A 22786-nucleotide genomic window follows, 5' to 3' on the forward strand; every position below is an offset into this window, starting at 1 on the left:
TGCTTCCGCCCCGCCCCCAGGCCGCACCGGCGGGCAGCAACCCTCCGCCCCGTCCGGTGAACCCGCCCGCGGCGGGGGAGGCCTTCGGCTCGTCCTCGTCCTCGTCCTGGTCCCGGCCGGGTGAAGGGACGGCGGAGGGCGACGGTCCTCGGTCGTCCGGTGGCGGCCCTGTGTCGGGTGCGGGGCGAGGCCCGCGTGTGCCGGCGCCGGCGAGGTCCTTCGACTTCTTCGACTCCTCCTCCGATACGCCGGTGTCGGCGCCGGACGCCACCAGTGGCCCGCAGGGCTCCGCGTCGGCGGCCGGGGTGGAGGCCCGGCGTTTTCCCGAGCTGCGGCCCGGGCGCCGGGCCGGTCAGGTGGGCCCGCCGCCGCCCGCTGCCTCCGCGCGGTTCCCGGACGCGCCGCCCGTGACCGCGGAGAGCGGCCGTGGTGTGTCGCCCGCCGCTGCCGCACGCCGTGCCGGCGTGTCCGTGGAGGGGCCCAGCGAGACCACCAGGCGGCTGCGGCCCATCCCGGCCGAGGACCCCGCCGGAAAACCCCCGGCTCCCACACCTACGGTTCCCACACCTCCGTCAGTAACCCCGTCACCAACCCCGAGCGTGGAGCGCCCCTTCGTGTCGTTCGCGCAGCCGGAGACGTACGACGACGGCACGCGCCCGGTCGCCAGGCGGCGCACCCGACCCCGTACGGCCGCAGCTGCGGCCTGTGTCGTCCTCGGGCTCGGGCTCATCGGCGGTGCGGTGACGGGGAGTTGGCTGACCGGTGACGGCGGGGACGGGCCCGGTTCGCGCAGCGCCTACGCGGCGGCCGCGGAGCTCTGGCACAGCGTTCCCGTGGACGAGCTCTTCCCGCCCACCGTGCAGGGCGACGGCGCGGGCCCCGGCGGCGCCGACCGCACCTGGACCCGTATCGCCGTCGCTCCGGACACCGGCTGCAAGGACGCCTTCGACCCGCTGCTGCGCAAGGCCCTCGCCCCGGTCGGCTGCCTGCGGCTGCTGCGCGCCACCTACACGGACGCGACCCGCAGCCATGTCACCACCGTCGGCCTGCTGTTCACCAAGGCGGACGCGGCGGCCATGACCTCCCTGAAGGCTCGCTTCCAGAAAGAGGACCTGGGCAGCCGCACCGACCTGATGCCCCGCCCGTACGCCGTGAAGGGCACCGCCGCCGAGGGCTTCGGCGACGCCCAGCGCGCCTCCTGGACGGTGTCGGTCCTCACCGACGCCCCCGTCGTCGTCTACGCCGTCTCCGGCTTCGCGGACGGCCGCACCGTCACGGCTCCCCAGCCCGCCGCCGACGCCATGAAGGCCGGCGCCACCACGGCCCCGGCCCAGGCGGGTCTCGGCCACGAGGCGCAGGGCCTCGCCGACCGTGTGGAGCGAGGCCTTCGCAAGACCGCCACCTCGGCCACGGAGAAGCCTTCATGACCCGCAAGGCCGGAGCGTCCCGCAGGGCCGGAGTGACCCGCAGGACCGGACTCCTCAGCGTCCTGCTGGCCGCCTCCCTCGCCCTGGTCCCGTCCACGGCCGCCCACGCCGACGGCATACGCGCCCAGCAGTGGGCCCTCGACGCGATGCACACCCAGGAGGCCTGGCGCACGACGAAGGGCAAGGGCATCACCGTCGCCGTCCTCGACACCGGCGTCGACGCCCAGCACCCGGACCTCGCGGGCAACGTCCTCACCGGCAAGGACATGGTCGGCTTCGGAGCCTCCCGCGGCGACCGGTCCTGGGCCCGGCACGGCACCGCCATGGCGGGCATCATCGCCGGTCACGGCCACGGCGCGGGCAACGCCGACGGCGTCATGGGCATCGCCCCCAAGGCCAAGATCCTCCCGGTCCGGGTGATCCTCGAAGACGGCGACTCGGCCCGGACGAAGGCCCGAAACACCCGCGGCAACGCCCTCGCCGAGGGCATCCGCTGGGCCACCGACCACGGCGCCGACGTCATCAACCTCTCCCTCGGCGACGACTCCAAGTCAGCCCACCCCGAACCCGCCGAGGACGAGGCCGTCCAGTACGCCCTGAAGAAGGGCGCCGTCGTCGTCGCCTCGGCCGGCAACGGGGGCGAGAAGGGCGACCACATCTCCTACCCGGCCGCGTACCCGGGCGTGATCGCCGCGACCGCCGTCGACCGGTACGGCACCCGCGCCTCGTTCTCCACCCGCCGCTGGTACGCCACCGTCAGCGCCCCGGGCGTCGACGTCGTCATCGCCGACCCGGACGACCGCTACTACTCGGGCTGGGGCACCAGCGCGGCGTCCGCGTTCGTCTCCGGCGCGGTCGCGCTCGTCAAGGCGGCCCACCCGGGCCTCTCCCCGGCCCAGATCAAACAGCTTCTGGAAGACACCGCCCGCGACGCCCCCTCCGGCGGCCACGACGACTCCCGCGGCTTCGGCTTCGTCGACCCCGCCGCCGCCATCAAGGCCGCCGCCCGCATCAAGCCGGAGGGCCTCGACTCGGCGGCGTACGGCGAGAAGTACTTCGGTACGGGCCCCGACGCCCCCGAGGACGACAACAACTCCGCCGGCTGGGCGGGCCCACTCGCCGGCGGCCTCGGCGCGGTCCTGCTCGCATCGGCGGTGGCGCTGTGGCGGGGCCGCAGATTCTCGGAGCACACCCGGTAAAGGCGCCCCGCAAGGTAAGCGCGCCTCGGAGGAGCGCCCCGCAAGGGGCGCGGGGCTGTGACATATGGGGCTCCGCCGCATGGGCGCGACCAGCCGCATACGGCCGCAACTATGACGACGGCGGCGACAGAACCAACGCTCAGGCCTGGCCGTCCGCGAGCGCGGACACGGCGGCCTTGGCCGTGGCCTCCACCAGCGAAATCCCCTTCGCCTGCGTCGAGTTGCCGTTCGACAGCGTCGCCACCAGATAGTCGTGCCCGTCGACGGTGACCCGCCCGATGCTGTTGATGTCCCACAGCCCGGTCGTGCTGCGCGCCAGCCACCCGTTCTTCAGGGCCCACTTGGAGCCGTCGGCCGCGGCCGACACCCCCCATTGCTGATCGACCTCGATCTCCCCCATGAGCCCCTGAAGGTACGTCTGCGAGGACTCGCTGAGCTTCGAGTCGTCCCCGAACACCTGCTGGAGCAGGGTGAGTTGATCGGCGGCCGTGGTCTGGGTCAGCCCCCACAGCATGTTGTCGCCGCCCGCGGTGTCCGTGAGTCCGAAGCGCTTGTTCGCGGCGTCGAGCCCCTTCGCCTTGCCGATGATCCGCCACAGCGCCGACGCCGATGTGTTGTCGCTGTTCTCGATCATCGCCGTGGCGTACGTCTTCTCCTGCGCCGTCAGATGCCGGTCCGCGTCCTGCGCCTGGAGCAGCAGCGTGGCCAGGATGTCGACCTTCACGATGCTCGCCGTGTCGAAGGCGGAGTCGCCGTACGTGGCGCTCTCGCCGGAGTCGGTGTCGAGGACCGCGACCGACACCTTCGCGGTGTCCGCCACGGTCACGTCCTTCATCGCCTTGGCGAGAGTTGCGTCCCAGTCAACCGAGGGCTCCGCCACAGGTTCCACCGAGGCCTCCTCGCTGACGGCCGGCGATGTCGAGGACGACGCCGAGGGCGCGGACGACGACGCCGACGACGATACGAGGCCCGGGCCGTCGTGCGCCTGCGCCTTCACGTACACGGTCCCGGCAGCCGTACCGCCCACAAGGACGACGGAGGCCACCAAGGTGTAGAGGATTGGCGTGCGTCGGGAGGGGCGGGCTCGGCGCCCGCGTGCTCTGTGACGGTCCATCCCGCGATGCTGGATGCCGGGCCTGTGTCCGCGGTTAGACGAATGTTAGAGGTGTGTCAGGGAAACCTGAGAAACCGATGAGTCCCGTCACTGCCGGGTTTCCGGGGCCGCACAAGCGCAGCAGCATCCCCCCTATAGGGTCGGGGACCGTGGCGAACAAGAACATTCCCGACTCCGGCTTCTCCGACGACGACGGTTCCGCCGATCCCCGGCTGAGCGCGGCGCTCGCGGCCTGGGCCGAGGACCGCACCGCCGTAGGGCCCGTCCTGGAGGCGCTCACGGGCGCCCGGCTGCTCGTGCCCGTCGTGGCCGTCCTCGGCGAGGTCGAGGAGGACGCGAAGGGGCTGCGCCACGAGAAGACCAGCGACATGGCCGTGCCGACCCTGAAGGCCGGCAGCCGCACCGCGCTGCCCGCCTTCACGTCCACCGAGTCGCTGGCCCGCTGGGACCCCGAGGCCCGCCCCGTCGCCGTACCCCTGCATCAGGCCCTGCAGGCGGCGGCGCACGAGAAGGCCGACACGATCGTGCTCGACATGGCAGGGCCCGTGCCCTACGAGCTGACGGGCTCGGCCCTGCTGGCGCTCGCTGAGGGGCGTACGTCCGCCGACCCGCTCGCCGACCCGGCCGTCGTCGACGCGGTACGGGCCGCGGTCGCCGCCGAGCCCATGGTGCTCCGCGCCCACCTCGGCCCCGGTCAGGCCGACGGCATCCTCGCCCTCGTACTGGACCCGTCCGCCGCCCCGGCCGAGACCGCCCGCGCGCTCGGCGAGCGGCTCGCGGCCGACGAAACGCTGAGGGCCCGCCTGGTGCGCGGCCTCGACCTGGCATTTCTGCCGGCCGGAGCGACGCCGCCGGGCGAGCCCCTCTATGTACGTTCCTGATGTTCTGGCGGTGCGGTCCTAGCCGTAGACCGGGCCCGTGTACTTCTCGCCCGGGCCCTGGCCCGGCTCGTCCGGGACGATCGACGCCTCGCGGAAGGCCAGCTGCAGCGACTTCAGACCGTCGCGCAGCGGCGCCGCGTGGAAGGAGCTGATCTCGGTCGCGCTCGCGTCGAGCAGCCCGGCCAGCGCGGTCACCAGCTTGCGCGCCTCGTCCAGGTCCTTGTGTTCGTCGCCCTCGTCGGTGAGACCGAGCTTCACCGCGGCGGCGCTCATCAGGTTGACGGCGACCGTCACGATCACCTCGACCGCGGGGACCTCGGCGATGTCGCGGGTCATGGTGTCGTAGTCGGGCGTCTGGGGAGGGGTGTCACTCATGCATCACACGATAGGTCGTAGCTGGGAGCGACCCCTACACACCCCTGGTTGGCCGTCTTCTGTACCCGCGGATGCCTTCGGTTAGCCCTGGCTGCCCCGAGCTGCTAACCTTGTGTAACGACCGGCCGGACGCGCCAAGAAGTATGTCAGCGTGCTCGGCCCACAAGTGGAGGCTCCGATCTCCCACCCGACCATCCTCCGGGACGGCGGGTCACCCGGTCAGGCGGCCACCACCGTTCCGTACGGACGGTGGAGTCGCCCGAATGTGCGCCCCGCGGTTCACCGCGGCGGTGCTCCGGTATTCCTTGGAGCCCCGCCTGTGTCCCGTCCGGGGCATTTTTCATGCCCCGCGGTGGTTGGTCCAACTGTCATCAGAGACATACGCGGCTGTCCGCCAGACCGCCGTGTGGTGCTACCGAGGAGGATCCATCAGCACCGAGCCCCGCATCAACGACCGGATTCGCGTTCCCGAAGTGCGACTTGTCGGTCCCAGCGGCGAGCAGGTCGGGATTGTTCCGCTTGCCAAGGCCCTGGAGCTTGCGCAGGAGTACGACCTCGACCTGGTCGAGGTGGCGGCGAACGCACGTCCGCCGGTCTGCAAGCTCATGGACTACGGGAAGTTCAAGTACGAGTCGGCCATGAAGGCCCGTGAGGCGCGCAAGAACCAGGCGCACACGGTCATCAAGGAAATGAAGCTCCGGCCGAAGATCGACCCGCACGACTACGACACCAAAAAGGGTCACGTCGTCCGGTTCCTCAAGCAGGGCGACAAGGTCAAGATCACGATCATGTTCCGTGGTCGCGAGCAGTCCCGGCCCGAGCTGGGCTACCGACTGCTGCAGCGTCTCGCGTCGGACGTCGAGGACCTCGGGTTCATCGAGTCGAACCCGAAGCAGGACGGCCGGAACATGATCATGGTTCTCGGTCCGCACAAGAAGAAGACCGAGGCGATGGCCGAGGCCCGTGAGGCTCAGGCGGCTCGCAAGGCAGAAGCGAAGGCCAACCCGGGCAAGTCGCAGAACGCCGCGGAGACCGACATCGTCGACGAGGACATCGCCGACGAGGCCGAGACCGCCGAGGTCGAGACCGCCGAGGCTCCGGCCGAGGCATCTGCCGAGGCCTGATCCCAGGGCTCACGCCCCGGGATGGCAATCCATACATATGACGTTCCACCGTGCCCGGTTTCACGACCGGGCACCGGAACGCCACTGACGAGGAGAGAACGGCGCTATGCCGAAGAACAAGTCGCACAGCGGTGCCAGCAAGCGCTTCAAGATCACCGGCTCCGGCAAGGTGCTCCGTGAGCGCGCCGGCAAGCGCCACCTGCTCGAGCACAAGTCGTCCCGCGTGACGCGCCGCCTGACCGGCAACGCCGAGATGGCCCCGGGCGACGCCGCGAAGATCAAGAAGCTTCTCGGCAAGTGACGTATCGGCGCCTGATCATTTGATCGCCGCGCGCCGTATGTCTGGACCGGGACCCCATCGATTTCGGGCCGTGTGACGATCACCACGGCCCCGCTACAAGGAGTTAACAAGTGGCACGCGTCAAGCGGGCAGTCAACGCCCACAAGAAGCGCCGGGCGATCCTCGAGGCCGCCTCTGGCTACCGCGGTCAGCGCTCGCGCCTGTACCGCAAGGCCAAGGAGCAGGTCACCCACTCGCTGGTCTACAACTACAACGACCGCAAGAAGCGCAAGGGCGACTTCCGTCAGCTGTGGATCCAGCGCATCAACGCCGCTGCCCGCCAGAACGGCATGACGTACAACCGCCTCATCCAGGGTCTGAAGGCCGCCAACATCGAGGTGGACCGCAAGATCCTCGCGGAGCTGGCCGTCAACGACGCCAACGCGTTCGCCGCGCTCGTCGAGGTCGCGCAGAAGGCGCTGCCGTCGGACGTCAACGCGCCGAAGGCTGCGTGACGCTGCGCTGGCCTTGAGCCGGATGTAGCTGTGGCTGTGGACCCGCTTGCCTCTTGGCTTGCGGGTCCATGTGCGTTTCCGCACGCGCTGCCGCCCAGTACGACCGCGCCGTAGGGGTTTCGGCCGTTCAGTGGCCACCGGTCGATCGTGGCTGGTCGCGCAGTTCCCCGCGCCCCTTACGGGGCGCTGCCACCCGCGACCCCGCCACGCGAGCCCCCTACGTAGCCGGGAGCGCTTCCGCCGTCGCTTCGGCTCGGCGCGGCGGACACCGAACAACCCTCCGTAACCCTCCGAAGGTGAACCCATGGCTGCCGCACCCGAGTTGATCTCCCCGCGCTCGCCTCGCGTCTCTGCCGCGCGGCGGCTGGCGAGGCGGAACTTCCGGGGCAAGGAGCGGCTCTTCCTGGCCGAGGGGCCGCAGGCCGTGCGGGAGGCGGCGGCGCATCGGCCCGACGGCGTCCCCACTCTCGTCGAGCTCTTCGCGACCGTCGAGGCCGCGGAGCGTTACGCCGACATCATCGGGGAGGCCCAAGACGCCGGAGCCCGGGTGCACCTCGCCGAAGAGGACGTGATCGCCGACATCTCGACGACCGTCACCCCGCAGGGGCTCGTCGGGATCTGCCGCTTCCTGGACACCTCGTTCGAGGACATCCTCAAGGCCGGGCCCAAGCTCGTCGCCGTACTCGCGCATGTCCGGGACCCCGGGAACGCCGGGACCGTGCTGCGCTGCGCGGACGCCGCCGGTGCCGAGGCCGTCGTGCTCACCGACGCGTCCGTCGATCTCTACAACCCCAAGGCCGTACGGGCCTCGGTCGGGTCCTTGTTCCATCTGCCCGTTGCCGTCGGTGTGCCCGTCGAGCGGGCCGTCCAGGGGCTCAAGGACGCGGGCGTACGGATTCTCGCGGCGGACGGCGCCGGCGACGACGACCTCGACGACGAACTCGACAAGGGGACCATGGGCGGGCCCACGGCCTGGGTGTTCGGGAACGAGGCGTGGGGGCTTCCGGAGGAGACGCGCGCGCTGGCCGATGCCGTCGTGCGCGTACCGATTCACGGAAAGGCCGAGAGTCTGAACCTGGCCACGGCCGCGGCCGTATGTCTCTACGCATCCGCCCGTGCGCAGCGCGCCTCCGGAGGGTGCCGTTCCGTCACCGACAGCTAGTAGGGTGACGGGCTCGGGGGCCCTCGGCGCCAGACGAGAGGTGGGGTACGGGGATGACTGTCGGCACGAGCGGTGCGCAGAAGGCGCCGCGAGCACGGGACGTGCGCGGCACCACCGCGTCCCCGTCCCGGCGCGGTGATCTCGCCGCCGCGGCCGAAGCCGACCTCGGAGCCGAATCCGGAGTGGACCCCGCGGCCGGGCTCGGAGCGCTGGGCATCGACCCCGACGACCTCCCCGACGGACTCGTCGTCGCCGACGAACACGGCCGGGTGATCTGCTTCAACGCCGCCGCGGCCCGTATCACCGCCGTCCCCGCCTCCGAAGCCCTCGGGCGCCGCCTGGAGTCGGCGCTCCCTTTAGAGGATCTTGAGGGTCGCAGGTGGTGGCAGCTGACCGACCCGTACGGCGGTCTCGCGATCCGCAACGGTCAGCCCGAGCGCAATCTGCTGCTGCACGGAGGCCGTGAGGTCCTCGTCTCGGCGCGCTATGTGCGGACGAAGCCCACCGGTCCCGTCCACCGCGTGGTCGTCTCACTGCGCGACACCGAGGCCCGCCGCCGCACCGAGCGCAGCCACGCCGAGCTGATCGCCACGGTCGCCCATGAACTGCGCTCGCCGCTCACCTCGGTCAAGGGCTTCACGGCCACCCTGCTCGCCAAGTGGGAACGCTTCACCGACGACCAGAAGAAGCTCATGCTGGAGACCGTCGACGCCGACGCGAACCGTGTGACGCGGCTCATCGCCGAGCTGCTCGACATCTCCCGCATCGACTCCGGGCGCCTCGAAGTGCGCCGCCAGCCCGTCGACATCGGCGCGGCCGTCGGCCGTCACATCCAGGCGTACGTCACCTCGGGCCAGCCCGCCGACCGCTTCCTGCTGCGCATCGAGCAGCCGCTGCCCGCGCTGTGGGCCGACCCCGACAAGATCGACCAGGTGCTCAGCAACCTGCTCGAAAATGCCGTGCGCCACGGCGAGGGAACCGTCACCATCGACGTCACGCCCTCGGCGTCACCGCGTGAGCGGGACGACGATCAAAACGCTGTCAACGCTGCTACGTCGGTCACCGTGAGCGACGAGGGCACCGGCATCCCGGAGGAATCCATGAACCGCGTCTTCACCCGCTTCTGGCGGGGCAGCAAGCGCGGCGGGACCGGTCTCGGGCTCTACATCGTCAAGGGCATCGTCGAGGCCCACGGCGGCAGCATCACGGTCGGCCGCGCCCCCGGCGGCGGCGCCGAGTTCCGATTTACGTTGCCCGTGGGCACCCCGGCGTATCTCCAGTAGCGCCGAACAGGCCCCACGGGCGCATTCGTACCGGGGCCTCCCGTGGACACCAGTCCGGGGCAGGGCCCCACCCCCGTTAGACTCGGCCTTTGGCACCTTTGCGTCCCCGTTTCACGTTTCAGGGACGATGCGCGTCCCCCGAGTCGGGACGGGGACCATCCGCCAGCCAACCGGAAGCACGGGAAGAGATGTCGGCACCGAATAAGTCGTACGACCCTGTAGAGGTCGAGGCCTTGAAACCGGAAGAGATCGAGCGCATGCGGGACGAGGCGCTCGCCGCCTTCGCGGCCGCCGGTGACCTCGACGCGCTCCAGGAGGCCAAGGTCGCCCACACCGGCGGCACCTCGCCGCTGGCCCTCGCCAACCGCGAGATCGGCGCCCTGCCCCCGCACGCCAAGGCCGCCGCCGGCAAGGTGGTCGGCCAGGCCCGCGGCGCGGTCAACAAGGCCCTCGCCACCCGCCAGGCCGAGCTGGAGGCCGAGCGCGACGCCCGGGTGCTGGTCGAGGAGGCGGTGGACGTCACGCTGCCCTACGACCGTGTACCGGCCGGCGCCCGCCACCCGCTGACCACGTTCATGGAGCGTGTCGCGGACGTCTTCGTGTCCATGGGATACGAGGTCGCCGAGGGCCCCGAGGTCGAGGCGGAGTGGCTCAACTTCGACGCCCTGAACTTCACGCCCGACCACCCGGCCCGGCAGATGCAGGACACCTTCTTCGTCCAGGGGCCCACGGGCGACCACGGCGAGTCCGGTGTCGTGCTGCGCACCCACACCTCCCCGGTGCAGGCCCGCGCCATGCTCGACCGTGAGCCGCCCGTCTACATCGTGTGCCCCGGCCGCGTGTACCGCACGGACGAGCTGGACGCCACGCACACCCCGGTCTTCCACCAGATCGAGCTCCTCGCCGTCGACGAGGGCCTGACCATGGCCGACCTCAAGGGCACCCTCGACCACATGGTCCAGTCGCTCTTCGGCGCCGACATGAAGACCCGGCTGCGCCCGGCCTACTTCCCCTTCACCGAGCCGTCCGCCGAGATGGACATGCTCTGCTACGTCTGCAAGGGCGAGTCCGTCGGCAACCCCGACCGCCCCTGCCGGACCTGCTCGTCCGAGGGCTGGATCGAGCTGGGCGGCTGCGGCATGGTCAACCCGCGGGTGCTGGTCGCCTGTGGCGTCGACCCGGAGAAGTACAGCGGATTCGCCTTCGGGTTCGGCATCGAGCGGATGCTGATGTTCCGCCACAACGTCGAAGACATGCGAGACATGGTCGAGGGTGACGTCCGGTTCACCCGGCCGTTCGGGATGGAGATCTGATGCGGGTCCCGCTTTCTTGGCTGCGGGAGTACGTCGACCTGCCGGCGACGGAGACCGGCCGCGACGTCCAGGCCAAGCTCATTTCGGCAGGCCTTGAGGTCGAGACCGTCGAGCACCTCGGCGCCGACCTCAAGGGCCCCCTGGTCGTCGGCCAGGTGCTGACCATCGAGGAGCTGACGGAGTTCAAGAAGCCCATCCGCTTCTGCACCGTCGACGTCGGCACCGCCAACGGCACCGGTGAGCCCCAGGAGATCGTCTGCGGCGCCCGCAACTTCGCCGTCGGCGACAAGGTCGTCGTGGTGCTGCCGGGCGCCGTCCTGCCCGGCAACTTCGCGATCGCCGCGCGCAAGACGTACGGCAAGACCTCGCACGGCATGATCTGCTCCGGCGACGAGCTGGGCATGGGCGACGACGGCAGCGGCGGCATCATCGTCCTGCCGCCCGAGCACGAGGTCGGCACCGACGCCATCGAGCTGCTCCAGCTCGTCGACGAGGTCCTCGACATCGCCGTCACGCCCGACCGTGGCTACGCCCTGTCGATCCGCGGCGTGGCCCGCGAGGCCGCCACCGCGTACGGCCTGCCGCTGCGCGACCCCGCGCTGCTCGACGTACCGGCCCCGAACGCCTTCGGCTACCCGGTGCAGATCTCCGACCCGATGGGCTGCGACCGCTTCACCGCGCGCACGGTGACGGGTCTCGACCCCGAGGCACACTCCCCGATCTGGCTCAAGCGCCGCCTGCAGAAGGCGGGCATGCGCCCGATCTCGCTCGCCGTCGACATCACCAACTACGTGATGCTGGAGCTGGGCCAGCCGCTGCACGCGTACGACCGCACCCGCGTCCAGGGCGCGATCGGCGTGCGCCGGGCCGGGCAGGGCGAGAAGCTCACCACCCTGGACGGCGTCAAGCGCACGCTCGACGCCGAGGACCTGGTGATCACCGACGACCGCGGCCCCATCGGCCTCGCGGGCGTCATGGGCGGTGCCAACACCGAGATCGACGACACCGAGGGCACCACCACCGAGGTCGTCATCGAGGCCGCGCACTTCGACGCGCTCTCCATCGCCCGCACCGCCCGCCGTCACAAGCTGGCCTCCGAGGCGTCCAAGCGCTTCGAGCGCGGCGTCGACCCGCAGGCCGCGTCCGCCGCCGCCCAGCGCACGGTCGACCTCCTCGTGCTCCTCGCCGGCGGCACCGCCGACGCCGGGGTCACCGAGGTCATCGCGCCCTCCGCGCCGCACACCATCACCATCCCGGCGAACCACCCGGACAAGGTGGCCGGTGTCGACTACGGCCGCGAGACCGTCGTACGCCGTCTCCAGCAGGTCGGCTGCGACGTCTACGGGCAGGACGAGCTGATCGTCACCGTGCCGTCCTGGCGGCCCGACCTGACCGACCCGAACGACCTGGCCGAAGAGGTCATCCGCCTGGAGGGCTACGAGAACCTGCCCTCCACGCTCCCCAAGCCCCCCGCGGGCCGGGGCCTCACCGACCGGCAGCGGCTGCACCGCCGTTTCGGCCGCGCGCTGGCCGGTGCCGGATACGTCGAGGCGCTGAACTACCCGTTCATCGGCGAGCACGTCTTCGACCAGCTCGGCCTGGCCGCCGACGACCCGAAGCGCAAGGTCGTCAAGCTGGTCAACCCGCTCTCCGACGAGGAGCCCGCGCTCCGTACGACGCTGCTGCCGGGCCTGCTTCACGCCCTGCGCCGCAACGACGGCCGCGGCAGCCACGACCTCGCGCTCTTCGAGACGGGCCTGGTCTTCCAGCCGCAGGACGAACTGCGCGTCGCGGGCCGGCTGCCCGTCGACCGCCGTCCCACCGACGAGGAGATCGCGTCCCTCACGGCCGCGCTCCCCGTCCAGCCCCGGCACGCCGCCGTCGTCCTCGCGGGCGCCCGTGAGCAGGCCGGCTGGTGGGGCAAGGGCCGCCCGGCCGACTGGGCCGACGCGATCGAGGCCGCGCGCTCCCTGGCCCGCGAGGCGGGGACCGAACTCCTCGTCCGCTCCGGCCAGTACGGGCCGTGGCACCCGGGCCGCTGCGCCGAACTCGCGGTCGTCGTCGACGGTACGGAGAAGGTCATCGGGTACGCCGGTGAGCTGCACCCCGGCGTCCTGAAGACCCTGGGCCTGCCCGTGCGCACCTGCGCGATGGAGCTGGACCTGGACGCGCTGGAGCAGGCGAGCGCGGGCGTCCCCAAGGGCCCGAAGATCTCGACCTTCCCGGTCGCGACCCAGGACGTGGCCCTGGTCGTCGACAAGACCCTCCCGCACACGGACGTCGAGGCCGCGCTGCGCGAGGGTGCGGGTGAACTCCTCGAGTCCATCCGGCTGTTCGACGTCTACGAGAACAGCGAGCAGCTCGGCGAGGACAAGAAGTCGCTGGCGTACGCGCTGCGGTTCCGTGCCGACGACCGGACGCTGACCGTGGACGAGGCGTCGGCCGCTCGCGACGCGGCGGTGGCGCTGGCCGCTGAGCGCACGGGAGCGGTGTTGCGGGGCTAGCCCCCCCGGCTGGGAGTACCGGGGAACTGTGCGTCGTTGGTCGGCTGCGGATTGGACGTGGCTGGGCGCGCAGTTCCCCGCGCCCCTTTAGGGGCCCCTAGCGGGGCCCCTATTGGGGCCTCCTTTGGGGCGCTTCCCCCGACCCCCACCTGCATAAATGCGGGTGTCCGACGGTGGCTCACTCATTCGGGTGACAACTCCGGGCGATCTGGCCCGATCGGGGCATGTGGTCGACAGAATCGGACCGGCCTCTTGGAGGCCGTCTGCGTTGTCAGGGCCTATTGGGGGGCCAATCGGCATGATCCGTATCAAGGCTGGGGCTCCCTGCAGGGCAACGCCCCGGAGGCATTCGCGGGTGCTGGCCCGGGCGGGCCTCGGGCCGCGCGGCCGGGGCGACGGCCTGCGGGCCGGGCTCACTCGGGCGGTGCGCGGCGGAAGTCCCCGGACGAGGCGGAGACGTGGCCCGCGCGTCGTCCTCGACCGACCGCTGCGCCGGGCCGAACGCAGGCCGTTGCGCCGGGCGCTGAGCATTACTCTGCCCATCGCCTGGGGCGCGATGGCGATCACGTACAAAATGGCCTGCCCGCTCGCGCAGCAGAACGGGCTCGGCGCCCGGATCGTCACCAGCGCCGTCTTCTTCGCTGTCGGTACGGGCCTGATACTCCACGTCAGGAGGGCGCTGCTGGGAGAGCTCAGACAGCTCCGCAAGGTCGCGGGCGCCGCCCAGAACGTACTGCTGAGGCCGCTGCCCCCGCGCATCGGCGGGCTGAGCATCGCCGCGGCCCAGCTCTCGGCGGACCGTGGCGCGAGTGTCGGTGGTGACCTGTACGAGGTGATCGCCACCGAGCACGGCGTACGGATCGTCATGGGTGATGTCCGCGGGCATGGACTCGGCGCCATCGCAACCGTCGCCGCCGTCCTCGGCAGCTTCCGCGAAGCCGTGCACGACGAGCCCGAACTCGGCTCCGTCCTCAAGCGGCTGGAGCGCGCGCTGGCCCGGCATCTGCGGGAGCGGGCCCGTGCCGAGCACCCCTCGACGGGGCTCGACCCCGACAGCCCGGTCGCCGAGGAGTTCGTCACCGTGCTGCTCCTGGAGATCCGCCGCGACGGCGACGTGTATGCCCTCAACTGCGGGCATCCCTCGCCGTATCTGCTCAGCACCGGCCGCGTGGAACCGCTCACCGGCGCTGAACCACTGCCTCCGCTCGGCCCGTTCCCCCTCCCGGCCGAACTGACGGCCACCCACTGCGGCCAACTCCTCCCTGGCGAGACCCTGTTCCTGCACACCGACGGAGTCGAGGACGCCCGCGACACCCAGGGCCGCTTCTTCCCGCTGCCGGTCGTTCTCGCCGAGGCGGCCCGCACCCAGCCGGTCTCACCTCAGTCGGTTCTGCGGGCGGTCCTCACCCAAGTCCTGCGCCACTCGGGCGGAAGACCGACGGACGACGTGGCCGTACTGGTCCTTCGTAACGACCGCACCCGAGTCCCGATGCAGCACGGCCACTCCGTAACCCATCAGGTCACGTAGGCACCAGCGCCCCGCTTTCAGTCTTTTAGGGGCGCGGGGCTGCGACATTCTGCGGCTCCGCCGCGTGGGCGCGCCCAGCCCCAACGCACCCGCACCAGGCAACGAACCGCGAGCTTTCCGGCTCAGCCCAGCAGAGCGAACCGGCGGAGCCGTCCGCCCCGCCACGGAGTGTCGGGCAGGCAGCTGGGCGGACGGCGCGGATTCGGGCCGCCGCACTGTACGAGGGGGAGCCGGCGGCCCGGCCGGCCTCTTGCGAGGCATTTCAGTCAACAGGCCAGAAACGCTCTGCGACAGTGCGCGTACTGCCCGGATACGAGCACTCGTTTCACACCCCGTGTGAATCGGGACGCACTAGTCTGACGGCACCGAGCCACCCGGGGGGCCTCCATGCAGCCCAACACTCTGCTCGACGCGATTCTTGACGAGGCCGGCATCTCGCACGCGGGACTCGCCGCCCACGTCAACCAGGCGGGGAGGGCGCGCGGTCTCGCGCTCAGGTACGAACACACCGCCGTGGCACGCTGGTTGAAGGGCCAGCGGCCGCGCGGCCAGGTGCCCGACCTGATCTGCGAGGTGCTCGCCGGCCGACTCCACCGGCCCGTCACACTCGACGACATCGGCCTCGGTGTGCCCGGCGAGCCGTCCGCCCCGCACGGCACCTCGCTGTCCGGCTTTGTCGAGCGTGCCACCGCCCTGTGGCGCTCCGACGAGCAGCAGCGCCCGCACATCCTCGGTGCCCCGGCCGTCACCGGAACACCCGCCGTGATGCCCGTGTGGGAGTGGGAGAACCCGCCCGAGGACGTGGACGTCTCCCGCGGCGGACGCCACCTCGTGAGCATGGCCGACATCGACATGCTGCGCGCGGCCCGCGCCCACTACGAGCAGATGTACCGCAAGGCGGGCGGCATAGCGACCCGCACCCGGATCGTCGGCTTCCTCAACTCGGAGACGGCGCCACTGCTGCGCGGCAGCTACACCGACGCCACCGGCCGCCAACTCCACCGCGCCACCGGCGGGTTGGTCGCCATCGCGGGCATCTGCGCCTATGACTCCGACGCGCACGGACTCGCCCAGCGCTACTTCCACCAGGCGCTGCGGCTGGCGAAGGCCAGTGGGGACCGGGGCCTCGGGGCGTACGTCATAGCCCTGCTCGTCAACCAGTCGCTGTTCATGCGCGAGCACCGGCAGGCGGTCGCCTTCGCCGAGGCCGCACTGCGCGCCGCCGGGCGGCACATCACCCCGGCGCTCGCCTCCGACCTCTACGCGATGCAGGCCAAGGCGTACGCACACCTCGGCGACGGCAGCAGCGCGCTGTCCTGCATCCGGCGTGCCGAACAGGCCGCAGAGCGCATCCGGCGCGGCTACGAGCCGGACGAGACCGGCTATGTCCAGCCGGGCCTGGTCAATGTCCAGGTGGCGGAGGCGTTGCTGAGCCTGGGCGACCTCGTGGCCGCGGCGGAGCACGCCACGGCCGCCGTCGGCAACCCGGCCCACGACCGGGGGCGGGTGCACCGGCTCGCCATGCTGAGCCAGATCGAACTGCGGCAGGGCAACGCCGACAAGGCGGTGGCCACCGCGGTCCAAATGGCCGAGCAGGCACGTGGGATGGAGTCCCAGCGCCTGCGCGACAGACTCCGCGCGGTACGCGAGCACCTGGTGCGCAGCGGCTGCGCGGGTACGACCGCGGCCGCCGAACTCATCGACGGCGCACTGCGCGTACCGCTCTAGAAACCGCACCGGCACACCGCTCTAGAAACCGCACCGTCACACCGCTCTGGAAACCGCTCCAGCGCACCGCTCTGGAAACCGCTCCAGCGCACCGCTCTGGAAAGCTGCGCACCGCTCTACGACACTGTGCCTGCCGCCGCCGCTGCACTGCGCCCCGACCCTGTGAGCCTGCTGTCAGGACGCTCCTGCTGCGATATTGCCATCTACTCGGCGGAAGGTGGCAGAACCGTGCAGTGGACGAAACAGAACGAACAAACTGTGTATGCAAACCGCTGGTTCAGCGTCAATCTCGCGGATGTGGAGCTGCCGGACGGTCGGCACCTCGATCACTTTTTGATACGCCTGCGGCCCGTTGCCGTGGCCACTGTGGTGAATGAGGCCAACGAGGTGCTGCTCCTGTGGCGGCACCGCTTCATCACCGACAGCTGGGGATGGGAACTCGCGGCGGGCGTCGTCGAGGACGGCGAGGACATCGCCGTCGCGGCGGCCCGCGAACTGGAGGAGGAGACCGGCTGGCGGCCGGGACCGTTACGGCATCTGATGACGGTCGAGCCCTCCAATGGGCTCACCGACGCTCGGCACCACATCTTCTGGGCCGACGAGGGCACGTACATCGGACACCCCGTGGACGACTTCGAGTCGGACCGAAGGGAGTGGGTTCCCTTGAAACTCGTCCCCGACATGGTCGCCCGCGGCGAGGTCCCGGCCGCCAACATGGCTGCCGCACTGCTCCTTCTGCACCATCTCAGGCTCGGGCAGGACGCGTTGCCCTGATCCATCCCCCCACAGCGTCCAGGGGCCTAACGGCCCAGAGCCTGCCAGACCGCCACGGTGAGTGCGCCCACGGCTGTGAGGGCCGCGATCGCGGGCAGTGGCCAGCGGGTGTGTTCCAGTGCGACGACCCGATCGCTCAGGTCGTCGACCTCCTTGGCGGTCTGTTCGGCACGGTGACTGAGCAGGGCCTGTCCTCCCTCGACGCGGGCGTACGCCACGTCGAGACGACGGCGTAACTCTGCGAGTTCTCCATGAACCACGGGATGCTCCGGGTCGGCGGTCACTTGTCCGCTCCTTTCCGTAGTCGTCACATCCCTTACATGCGCACGGAAAGTCAACTCGCCTGGTGGACAGGTGGGGAGCGTGTGCGAGGGGCATATGCGAGCCCGGCGCGCACACGGTGTGTGAATGGTGCGGGCCCGGCACCGAGACAGGTGCCGGGCCCGCGCAAGCCCAAGGCTCACGATGTGTAATCAGGCGGAGGTGTGATCAGGCGTACGTATAGAAGCCCGAGCCCGACTTCCGGCCGAGCCGTCCCGCGTCCACCATGCGCTGCAGCAGCGGGGGAGCGGCGTACAGCGGCTCCTTGTACTCCTCGTACATGCTGAACGCGACCGAGGCCACCGTGTCGAGGCCGATCAGGTCGGACAGCTTGAGCGGGCCCATCGGGTGGGCGCAGCCCAGCTCCATGCCGTTGTCGATGTCCTCGCGGCTCGCGATGCCCGACTCGAACATCCGGATCGCCGACAGGAGATACGGGATCAGCAGCGCGTTGACCACGAAGCCCGAGCGGTCCTGGGCACGGATCGCGTGCTTGCCGAGGGCCTTCTCGGCGAACAGCTGGGCGCGGCTGAGGGTGCCCTCGGAGGTGGTCAGCGCCGGGATCAGCTCGACGAGCTGCTGCACCGGGGCCGGGTTGAAGAAGTGGATGCCGATGACCTGGTCGGGACGCGAGGTGGCGACGGCGAGCTTCACCAGCGGAATCGAGGAGGTGTTGGAGGCGAGGATCGCGTCCTGCCGGGTCACCACCTGGTCGAGCACCTGGAAGATCTCGGTCTTCACCTGCTCGTTCTCGACGACGGCCTCGATCACCAGGTCGCGGTCGGCGAACTCGCCGAGGTCCGTGGTGAAGCTGAGCCGGTCCTGGGTGGCCTTGAGCTCCTCCGCGGAGATCTTTCCGCGCTCGGCAGCCTTGGAGAGGGAGTTGAAGAGCCGGGTACGGCCGATCTCCAGGGCTTCGCCGGTGGTCTCGGCGACCTTGACGTCCAGACCGGCGCGGGCGCACACCTCGGCAATGCCCGCTCCCATCTGGCCGCAGCCCACCACTCCGACGCGTTCGATGTCGGTCACATCGTCCCCTTCGCTGATCTACGACCTCCGCAGGACCCCCGTTGTCCGGTGCCTGCTCCGATCGTGCACGTTACTCCGAAGTATCGATGATCGATCGTGCGGGTCGGGCATGCTGTGCGGGGAGACGGTCCGTGACGGTGCGGATCCGGAGCGTAGTAGGGGTGCGGAGATGGGGCGACTGTCACGTCGGGCGTTTGCCGTGGCCGCTGTGGCGACGCTTTCGGGGCTCGCGACGGCGGGGGACGGTGTTGCCTCGCCGGGTCCGGCCTCCCGGGGTCCGGCTTCCCCGGGTGCCGCGTCCCCGGGCCGGGCGCGGGCGGTGCGTGAGCTGCGCGGGATGTGGCTGGCGGCCGTCTCCAACCGCGACTGGCCTTCGAGCCCGGGCCTGTCCGCCAGCCAGCAGCGTGCCGAGCTGCTCGATCATCTCGACACGGCCGTACGTCTTCGCCTCAACACCGTGATCTTGCAGGTGCGCCCCACGGCCGACGCGCTGTGGCCGTCGCCGTACGAGCCGTGGTCCCAGTACCTGACCGGGGTCCAGGGCAGGGACCCCGGCTGGGACCCGCTGGGCACCGCTGTGCGGGAGGCCCACGCGCGCGGCCTGGAGCTGCACGCCTGGTTCAATCCGTACCGTGTCGCGGGCCACACGGACCTGACGAGGCTCGCCCCCTCGCACCCCGCCCGCAGGCACCCCGACTGGGTCGTGCGCTACGGCGGGAAGCTCTACTACGACCCCGGGCTGCCCCAGGTCCGGAAGTTCGTCCAGACCGCGATGCTCGACGCGGTGCGGAAGTACAAGATCGACGCCGTGCACTGGGACGACTACTTCTACCCGTATCCGGTCGCCGGCCAGGTCTTCGACGACGACGCGACGTACGCGGCCCACGGCGCGGGCTTTTCGAGCAGGGCCGCCTGGCGACGCGACAACATCGACCGCCTGGTCCTGGAGATGGCGGCCCGTATCAAGGAGATCCGGCCCGGGACGCGCTTCGGGATCAGCCCCTTCGGGGTGTGGCGCAACGCCACCACCGACCCGCTCGGCTCGCCGACCAAGGCCGGGGTGCAGACGTACGACCACCTGTACGCCGACACCAGGAAATGGGTCCGGGAGCACTGGATCGACTACATCTGCCCGCAGCTGTACTGGCACATCGGCTTCACCGCCGCCGACTACGCGCGGCTGCTGCCCTGGTGGGCCAAGGTCGCCGAGGGCACGGGCACACAGCTGTACATCGGGGAGGCGCTGTACAAGGCGGGCGATCCGGCGCAGGCCGCGGTCTGGCAGGACCCCGCCGAACTCTCCCGGCACCTGACCCTCGCACGCGGCTTGCCGCAGGTGCGCGGGCATGCCTTCTTCTCCGGCACAGAGGTCGCCGCGGACCGCATCGGCGCGATGGCGCGGGTCGTCGCCGACCACTATCAGCGGCCGGCGAAACCGCCGCGCTGAGCTCGGGGGCGATCCCCGGGCCCGGCTAGTGCATGGTGCCGGTGTCCTTGTGCCGGATTTCGGTGTCGGGGCCCGGAGAGCACACTCCCTCGTGCCCGTCCTCGAACTTCACGCGGTACGGCGGAGTGCCTTCCGGCCCCAGGACCTCGGTGATCTTCCCGACCTTGTCGTGCTGGCCGACAATCCTGCCGTGCTGCACAATCTGGTCGCCCTCGGATGCGCGCATCTGAACGGTCTCCTCGTCATATACGGGAGTAGCGGTCCGTGGCCGCAAGTCTACGGCTGGTGGCGCCGGTTGGCCCGGCCCGTGCGTACCGGTCAGCCGCGCGCCCGTTGGGTGAGCGCGATGCAGACCAGAACGGCGGCGGCCGTCAGGGGTGCGGCCGGTGTGAGCTGCTCGCCAAGGAGCAGTACCGACCACACCAGTGTGAGCAGCGGCTGCGCCAGCTGCAACTGGCTGGCCTTCGGAATCCCGATCGACGCCATGCCGCGGTACCAGACGAGCAGGCCGAGGAACTGCGAACCGGCCGCCACCCAGAGCAGCCCTGCCACGCTGTGCGCGGTCAGCCGCACGGGTTCGAACGACAGCGCGACCAGCGTGCCCGGCAGCGTCAGCGGCAGACACAGGACCAGCGCCCAGCCGATGACCTGCCAGCCCGGCATGACACGGGCGAGCCGGCCGCCCTCGGTGTAGCCCGCCGCGCAGACCAGCAGCGCCCCGAAGAGGTACGCGTCCGCGCCGGTCAGGGCGCCACCGCTCTGCTGCACCGTGAACGCGATCACCGCGGCCGCGCCCGCGAGAGCCGCCGTCCAGAACATCCGTGAGGGCCGTGCTCCGGTGCGCAGCGCCGACAGCAGCGCCGTCGTCAGCGGCAGCAGCCCGACGACCACGGCCGCGTGGGCGGTCGTCGACGTCTGAAGAGCGAGCGTCGTCAGCATCGGGAACCCGAGCACGACGCCCGCGGCGACGACGGCGAGCCCCGCCCAGTGCCGACGGCCCGGCACGGGAACACGCAGCGCCAGCAGACAGCCGCCCGCGATGACCGCCGCCAGCCCACTGCGCACGGCCACCAGGGACCAGGGACCGAAGCCCTCCAGACCCCAGGCGGTGGCCGGGAAGGTGAGCGAGAAGGCGGTGACACCGAGGGCGGCCTGGAGGGTGCCCGAGCGGCGCTCGGCGCGGAGGCGGGGGTCTCCGGCGGCCTGGGGGTGGGCGGCGCGCGAACCAGGGGCCCCGTCCTCGTGGTGGTCCTCGTGGTGAGCCGGGTCGGTACGGAGGCTGTCCTGCGTGCTGACCGCTATCCCCGTGTGGGCAGTAGCGCTACTCTTTGCTCTCATGCATGAGCGTAGCAGTGGCGATGAGCTGGCGAATCAGCTGCGGCGAGAGCTGGACCGCTACTCGCCGGGTGGAAAGCTGCCGTCGAGCCGGGCGCTGGTCGAGCGGTTCCGGGTGAGCCCGGTGACCGTGTCGCGGGCGCTGGCGCAGCTCGCCGCCGAGGGGCTGGTGGTCACCCGGCCCGGCGCCGGCGCGTTCCGGGCGCAGCCGCGCAGTGCCATCACACCGACTGGGGACACCTCCTGGCAGGAGGTCGCGCTCAGCGCGGACGCCGCCACCGAACTCGTACCGCGCACGGTGGACGCGTCCGGCGTCCTCGTCTCGCTCGCCGCGCCGCCGCCCGGGGTCATCGAGTTCAACGGCGGCTATCTGCACCCGTCGCTCCAGCCGGAGCGGGCGATGGGCGCGGCCCTGGCCCGGGCCGGGCGCCGCCCGGGTGCCTGGTCCCGGCCACCCATGGAGGGGCTCACGGAACTGCGCGAGTGGTTCGCGCGGGGCATCGGCGGCGCGATCACCGCGGCCGAGGTGCTCATCGCGGCGGGCGGGCAGTCCGCGCTCACCACGGCGCTGCGGGCCCTCGCCCCGCCGGGCGCCCCGGTCCTGGTCGAGTCGCCCACATACCCCGGAATGCTGGCGATCGCCCGCGCGGCCGGTCTCAGGCCGGTACCCGTGCCGGTGGACGCGGACGGGGTGAAGCCCGCCCTGCTCGCCGACGCGTTCAAGGCGACCGGCGCCCGGGTCTTCGTCTGCCAGCCGCTGTTCCAGAACCCGACCGGCGCCGTGCTGGCCCCCGAGCGGCGCGCCGAGGTGCTGCGGATCGCGCGCGAGGCGGGCGCGTTCGTGATCGAGGACGACTTCGTACGCCATCTCGTGCACGAGGACGCGGGCCCGCTGCCGCGACCGCTGGCCGCCGAGGACCCCGACGGGGTCGTCGTGCATGTCGGCTCGCTGACCAAGGCGACCTCGCCGAGCTTCCGGGTGAGCGCACTGGCCGCGCGCGGACCGGTACTTGAGCGGCTGCGCGCCATCCAGGTCGTCGACTCCTTCTTCGTACCGCGCCCGCTCCAGGAGGCCGCCCTCGAACTCGTCGGCTCGCCCGCCTGGCCCCGCCATCTCCGCGCCGTGTCCGCCGAGTTGAAGTCCCGCCGTGACACCATGACCGCCGCGCTGCGCCTGAACCTCCCCGAACTCGCCCTGCCCCACATCCCGTTCGGCGGCTACCACCTGTGGCTCCGCCTGCCCGACGGCGCCGACGAGAACGCCCTGGTCGCCGCCGCGCTCCGGGCAGGCGTCGCAGTCACCCCCGGCCGCCCCTACTTCAGCGCCGAACCCCCTGCCGCCCACCTCCGGTTGAGCTTCGCGGCGGTCGCGGGGACGGAGGAGATCACGGAGGGTGTACGGAGACTGCGGGAGGCGTGCGCCTTTTAGCCCGTCCCGCGCATTGCA

21 protein-coding genes are annotated in these 22786 nt (G+C 71.2%); 15 read left to right on the plus strand and 6 right to left on the minus strand.

Going from position 1 to position 22786, the window contains the following annotated elements; genetic code table 11:
* Window positions 1-197: 197 nt before the first annotated feature.
* Both OIC96_RS39055 and mycP read left to right on the plus strand, forming a co-directional pair.
* The gene (locus OIC96_RS39055) at window positions 198-1427 is read left to right on the plus strand and encodes a hypothetical protein (RefSeq protein WP_406501416.1); all 1230 of its coding nucleotides are present in this window, start codon (window positions 198-200) and stop codon (window positions 1425-1427) included.
* Complete coding sequence (gene mycP, locus OIC96_RS39060; RefSeq protein ID WP_330303297.1) at window positions 1424-2626, plus strand: type VII secretion-associated serine protease mycosin; 1203 nt, start codon at window positions 1424-1426, stop codon at window positions 2624-2626. The genes OIC96_RS39055 and mycP overlap by 4 nt, the downstream gene beginning before the upstream one ends.
* Window positions 2627-2765: 139 nt before the next feature.
* Here the strand turns inward: mycP and OIC96_RS39065 are convergent, their stop codons facing one another.
* Complete coding sequence (locus tag OIC96_RS39065) at window positions 2766-3740, minus strand: serine hydrolase (RefSeq protein ID WP_330303296.1); 975 nt, start codon at window positions 3738-3740, stop codon at window positions 2766-2768.
* A 149-nt stretch (window positions 3741-3889) separates the two neighbouring features.
* Between OIC96_RS39065 and OIC96_RS39070 the strand changes: the two genes are divergently transcribed.
* A complete protein-coding gene (locus tag OIC96_RS39070) occupies window positions 3890-4621 on the plus strand; it encodes an SseB family protein (protein ID WP_330303295.1) in 732 nt (243 codons plus the stop codon).
* Window positions 4622-4639: 18 nt separating this feature from the next.
* Here the strand turns inward: OIC96_RS39070 and OIC96_RS39075 are convergent, their stop codons facing one another.
* Window positions 4640-4996, minus strand: coding sequence for a DUF1844 domain-containing protein (locus OIC96_RS39075; RefSeq protein ID WP_330303294.1), 357 nt, complete (start codon window positions 4994-4996; stop codon window positions 4640-4642).
* Between the two features lie 404 nt (window positions 4997-5400).
* On the opposite strand from OIC96_RS39075, the gene infC reads away from it, so the two are divergent.
* The 10 genes from infC to OIC96_RS39125 all read left to right on the plus strand — a co-directional run bounded on the left by infC (window position 5401) and on the right by OIC96_RS39125 (window position 17207).
* Window positions 5401-6120 carry a translation initiation factor IF-3 gene (gene infC / locus OIC96_RS39080; protein ID WP_330303293.1) on the plus strand — a complete coding sequence of 240 codons (720 nt, stop codon included), beginning with the start codon at window positions 5401-5403 and terminating at the stop codon, window positions 6118-6120.
* A gap of 106 nt (window positions 6121-6226) precedes the next feature.
* On the plus strand, window positions 6227-6421 hold the full coding sequence (gene rpmI, locus OIC96_RS39085; RefSeq protein ID WP_003977225.1) for a 50S ribosomal protein L35: 195 nt from the start codon (window positions 6227-6229) through the stop codon (window positions 6419-6421).
* A gap of 110 nt (window positions 6422-6531) precedes the next feature.
* Window positions 6532-6915: a 50S ribosomal protein L20 gene (gene rplT / locus OIC96_RS39090; protein ID WP_003970214.1), complete on the plus strand. Its 384-nt coding sequence runs from the start codon at window positions 6532-6534 to the stop codon at window positions 6913-6915.
* Between the two features lie 304 nt (window positions 6916-7219).
* On the plus strand, window positions 7220-8077 hold the full coding sequence (locus OIC96_RS39095) for a TrmH family RNA methyltransferase (RefSeq protein ID WP_330303292.1): 858 nt from the start codon (window positions 7220-7222) through the stop codon (window positions 8075-8077).
* 53 nt (window positions 8078-8130) lie between these two features.
* Complete coding sequence (locus OIC96_RS39100; RefSeq protein WP_330303291.1) at window positions 8131-9360, plus strand: sensor histidine kinase; 1230 nt, start codon at window positions 8131-8133, stop codon at window positions 9358-9360.
* 188 nt (window positions 9361-9548) lie between these two features.
* Window positions 9549-10673, plus strand: a complete 1125-nt coding sequence (gene pheS / locus OIC96_RS39105; protein WP_330303290.1) for a phenylalanine--tRNA ligase subunit alpha — start codon at window positions 9549-9551, stop codon at window positions 10671-10673.
* A complete protein-coding gene (gene pheT, locus OIC96_RS39110; protein ID WP_330303289.1) occupies window positions 10673-13177 on the plus strand; it encodes a phenylalanine--tRNA ligase subunit beta in 2505 nt (834 codons plus the stop codon). Before pheS ends, pheT begins: the two co-directional genes overlap by 1 nt.
* A 556-nt stretch (window positions 13178-13733) precedes the next feature.
* Window positions 13734-14705, plus strand: coding sequence for a PP2C family protein-serine/threonine phosphatase (locus OIC96_RS39115; RefSeq protein WP_330303288.1), 972 nt, complete (start codon window positions 13734-13736; stop codon window positions 14703-14705).
* A 387-nt stretch (window positions 14706-15092) separates the two neighbouring features.
* A complete protein-coding gene (locus OIC96_RS39120) occupies window positions 15093-16433 on the plus strand; it encodes a transcriptional regulator (RefSeq protein WP_330303287.1) in 1341 nt (446 codons plus the stop codon).
* A 228-nt stretch (window positions 16434-16661) separates the two neighbouring features.
* Window positions 16662-17207, plus strand: a complete 546-nt coding sequence (locus tag OIC96_RS39125; RefSeq protein WP_330303286.1) for an NUDIX hydrolase — start codon at window positions 16662-16664, stop codon at window positions 17205-17207.
* A 26-nt stretch (window positions 17208-17233) separates the two neighbouring features.
* Here the strand turns inward: OIC96_RS39125 and OIC96_RS39130 are convergent, their stop codons facing one another.
* Window positions 17234-17491: a hypothetical protein gene (locus OIC96_RS39130; protein WP_330303285.1), complete on the minus strand. Its 258-nt coding sequence runs from the start codon at window positions 17489-17491 to the stop codon at window positions 17234-17236.
* A 205-nt stretch (window positions 17492-17696) separates the two neighbouring features.
* Window positions 17697-18557, minus strand: a complete 861-nt coding sequence (locus OIC96_RS39135; protein ID WP_330303284.1) for a 3-hydroxybutyryl-CoA dehydrogenase — start codon at window positions 18555-18557, stop codon at window positions 17697-17699.
* 169 nt (window positions 18558-18726) lie between these two features.
* Between OIC96_RS39135 and OIC96_RS39140 the strand changes: the two genes are divergently transcribed.
* On the plus strand, window positions 18727-20004 hold the full coding sequence (locus tag OIC96_RS39140) for a glycoside hydrolase family 10 protein (protein ID WP_330303283.1): 1278 nt from the start codon (window positions 18727-18729) through the stop codon (window positions 20002-20004).
* A 25-nt stretch (window positions 20005-20029) separates the two neighbouring features.
* Here the strand turns inward: OIC96_RS39140 and OIC96_RS39145 are convergent, their stop codons facing one another.
* Both OIC96_RS39145 and OIC96_RS39150 read right to left on the minus strand, forming a co-directional pair.
* The gene (locus tag OIC96_RS39145) at window positions 20030-20230 is read right to left on the minus strand and encodes a DUF1918 domain-containing protein (RefSeq protein WP_330303282.1); all 201 of its coding nucleotides are present in this window, start codon (window positions 20228-20230) and stop codon (window positions 20030-20032) included.
* Between the two features lie 92 nt (window positions 20231-20322).
* On the minus strand, window positions 20323-21342 hold the full coding sequence (locus OIC96_RS39150; RefSeq protein WP_330303281.1) for a DMT family transporter: 1020 nt from the start codon (window positions 21340-21342) through the stop codon (window positions 20323-20325).
* Between OIC96_RS39150 and OIC96_RS39155 the strand changes: the two genes are divergently transcribed.
* Window positions 21341-22768, plus strand: coding sequence for an aminotransferase-like domain-containing protein (locus OIC96_RS39155; RefSeq protein ID WP_330303280.1), 1428 nt, complete (start codon window positions 21341-21343; stop codon window positions 22766-22768). The two genes, OIC96_RS39150 and OIC96_RS39155, sit on opposite strands and share 2 nt — an antisense overlap.
* Window positions 22769-22786 lie beyond the last annotated feature (18 nt).

The sequence above is a fragment of the Streptomyces sp. NBC_00775 genome, assembly GCF_036347135.1.
Taxonomy (GTDB): domain Bacteria; phylum Actinomycetota; class Actinomycetes; order Streptomycetales; family Streptomycetaceae; genus Streptomyces; species Streptomyces lutosisoli.

Excerpts from the sequence above, each read along its gene's own strand:
- OIC96_RS39155 (WP_330303280.1), top strand. The coding sequence starts at position 21,341 with ATGCATGAGCGTAGCAGTGGCGATGAGCTGGCGAATCAGCTGCGGCGA.
- OIC96_RS39100 (WP_330303291.1), top strand. The coding sequence starts at position 8,131 with ATGACTGTCGGCACGAGCGGTGCGCAGAAGGCGCCGCGAGCACGGGAC.
- mycP (WP_330303297.1), top strand. The coding sequence starts at position 1,424 with ATGACCCGCAAGGCCGGAGCGTCCCGCAGGGCCGGAGTGACCCGCAGG.
- OIC96_RS39075 (WP_330303294.1), bottom strand. The coding sequence starts at position 4,996 with ATGAGTGACACCCCTCCCCAGACGCCCGACTACGACACCATGACCCGC.
- OIC96_RS39095 (WP_330303292.1), top strand. The coding sequence starts at position 7,220 with ATGGCTGCCGCACCCGAGTTGATCTCCCCGCGCTCGCCTCGCGTCTCT.
- OIC96_RS39150 (WP_330303281.1), bottom strand. The coding sequence starts at position 21,342 with ATGAGAGCAAAGAGTAGCGCTACTGCCCACACGGGGATAGCGGTCAGC.
- OIC96_RS39065 (WP_330303296.1), bottom strand. The coding sequence starts at position 3,740 with ATGGACCGTCACAGAGCACGCGGGCGCCGAGCCCGCCCCTCCCGACGC.
- OIC96_RS39120 (WP_330303287.1), top strand. The coding sequence starts at position 15,093 with ATGCAGCCCAACACTCTGCTCGACGCGATTCTTGACGAGGCCGGCATC.
- OIC96_RS39145 (WP_330303282.1), bottom strand. The coding sequence starts at position 20,230 with ATGCGCGCATCCGAGGGCGACCAGATTGTGCAGCACGGCAGGATTGTC.
- OIC96_RS39115 (WP_330303288.1), top strand. The coding sequence starts at position 13,734 with ATGGCGATCACGTACAAAATGGCCTGCCCGCTCGCGCAGCAGAACGGG.
- pheS (WP_330303290.1), top strand. The coding sequence starts at position 9,549 with ATGTCGGCACCGAATAAGTCGTACGACCCTGTAGAGGTCGAGGCCTTG.
- rpmI (WP_003977225.1), top strand. The coding sequence starts at position 6,227 with ATGCCGAAGAACAAGTCGCACAGCGGTGCCAGCAAGCGCTTCAAGATC.
- pheT (WP_330303289.1), top strand. The coding sequence starts at position 10,673 with ATGCGGGTCCCGCTTTCTTGGCTGCGGGAGTACGTCGACCTGCCGGCG.
- OIC96_RS39140 (WP_330303283.1), top strand. The coding sequence starts at position 18,727 with ATGGGGCGACTGTCACGTCGGGCGTTTGCCGTGGCCGCTGTGGCGACG.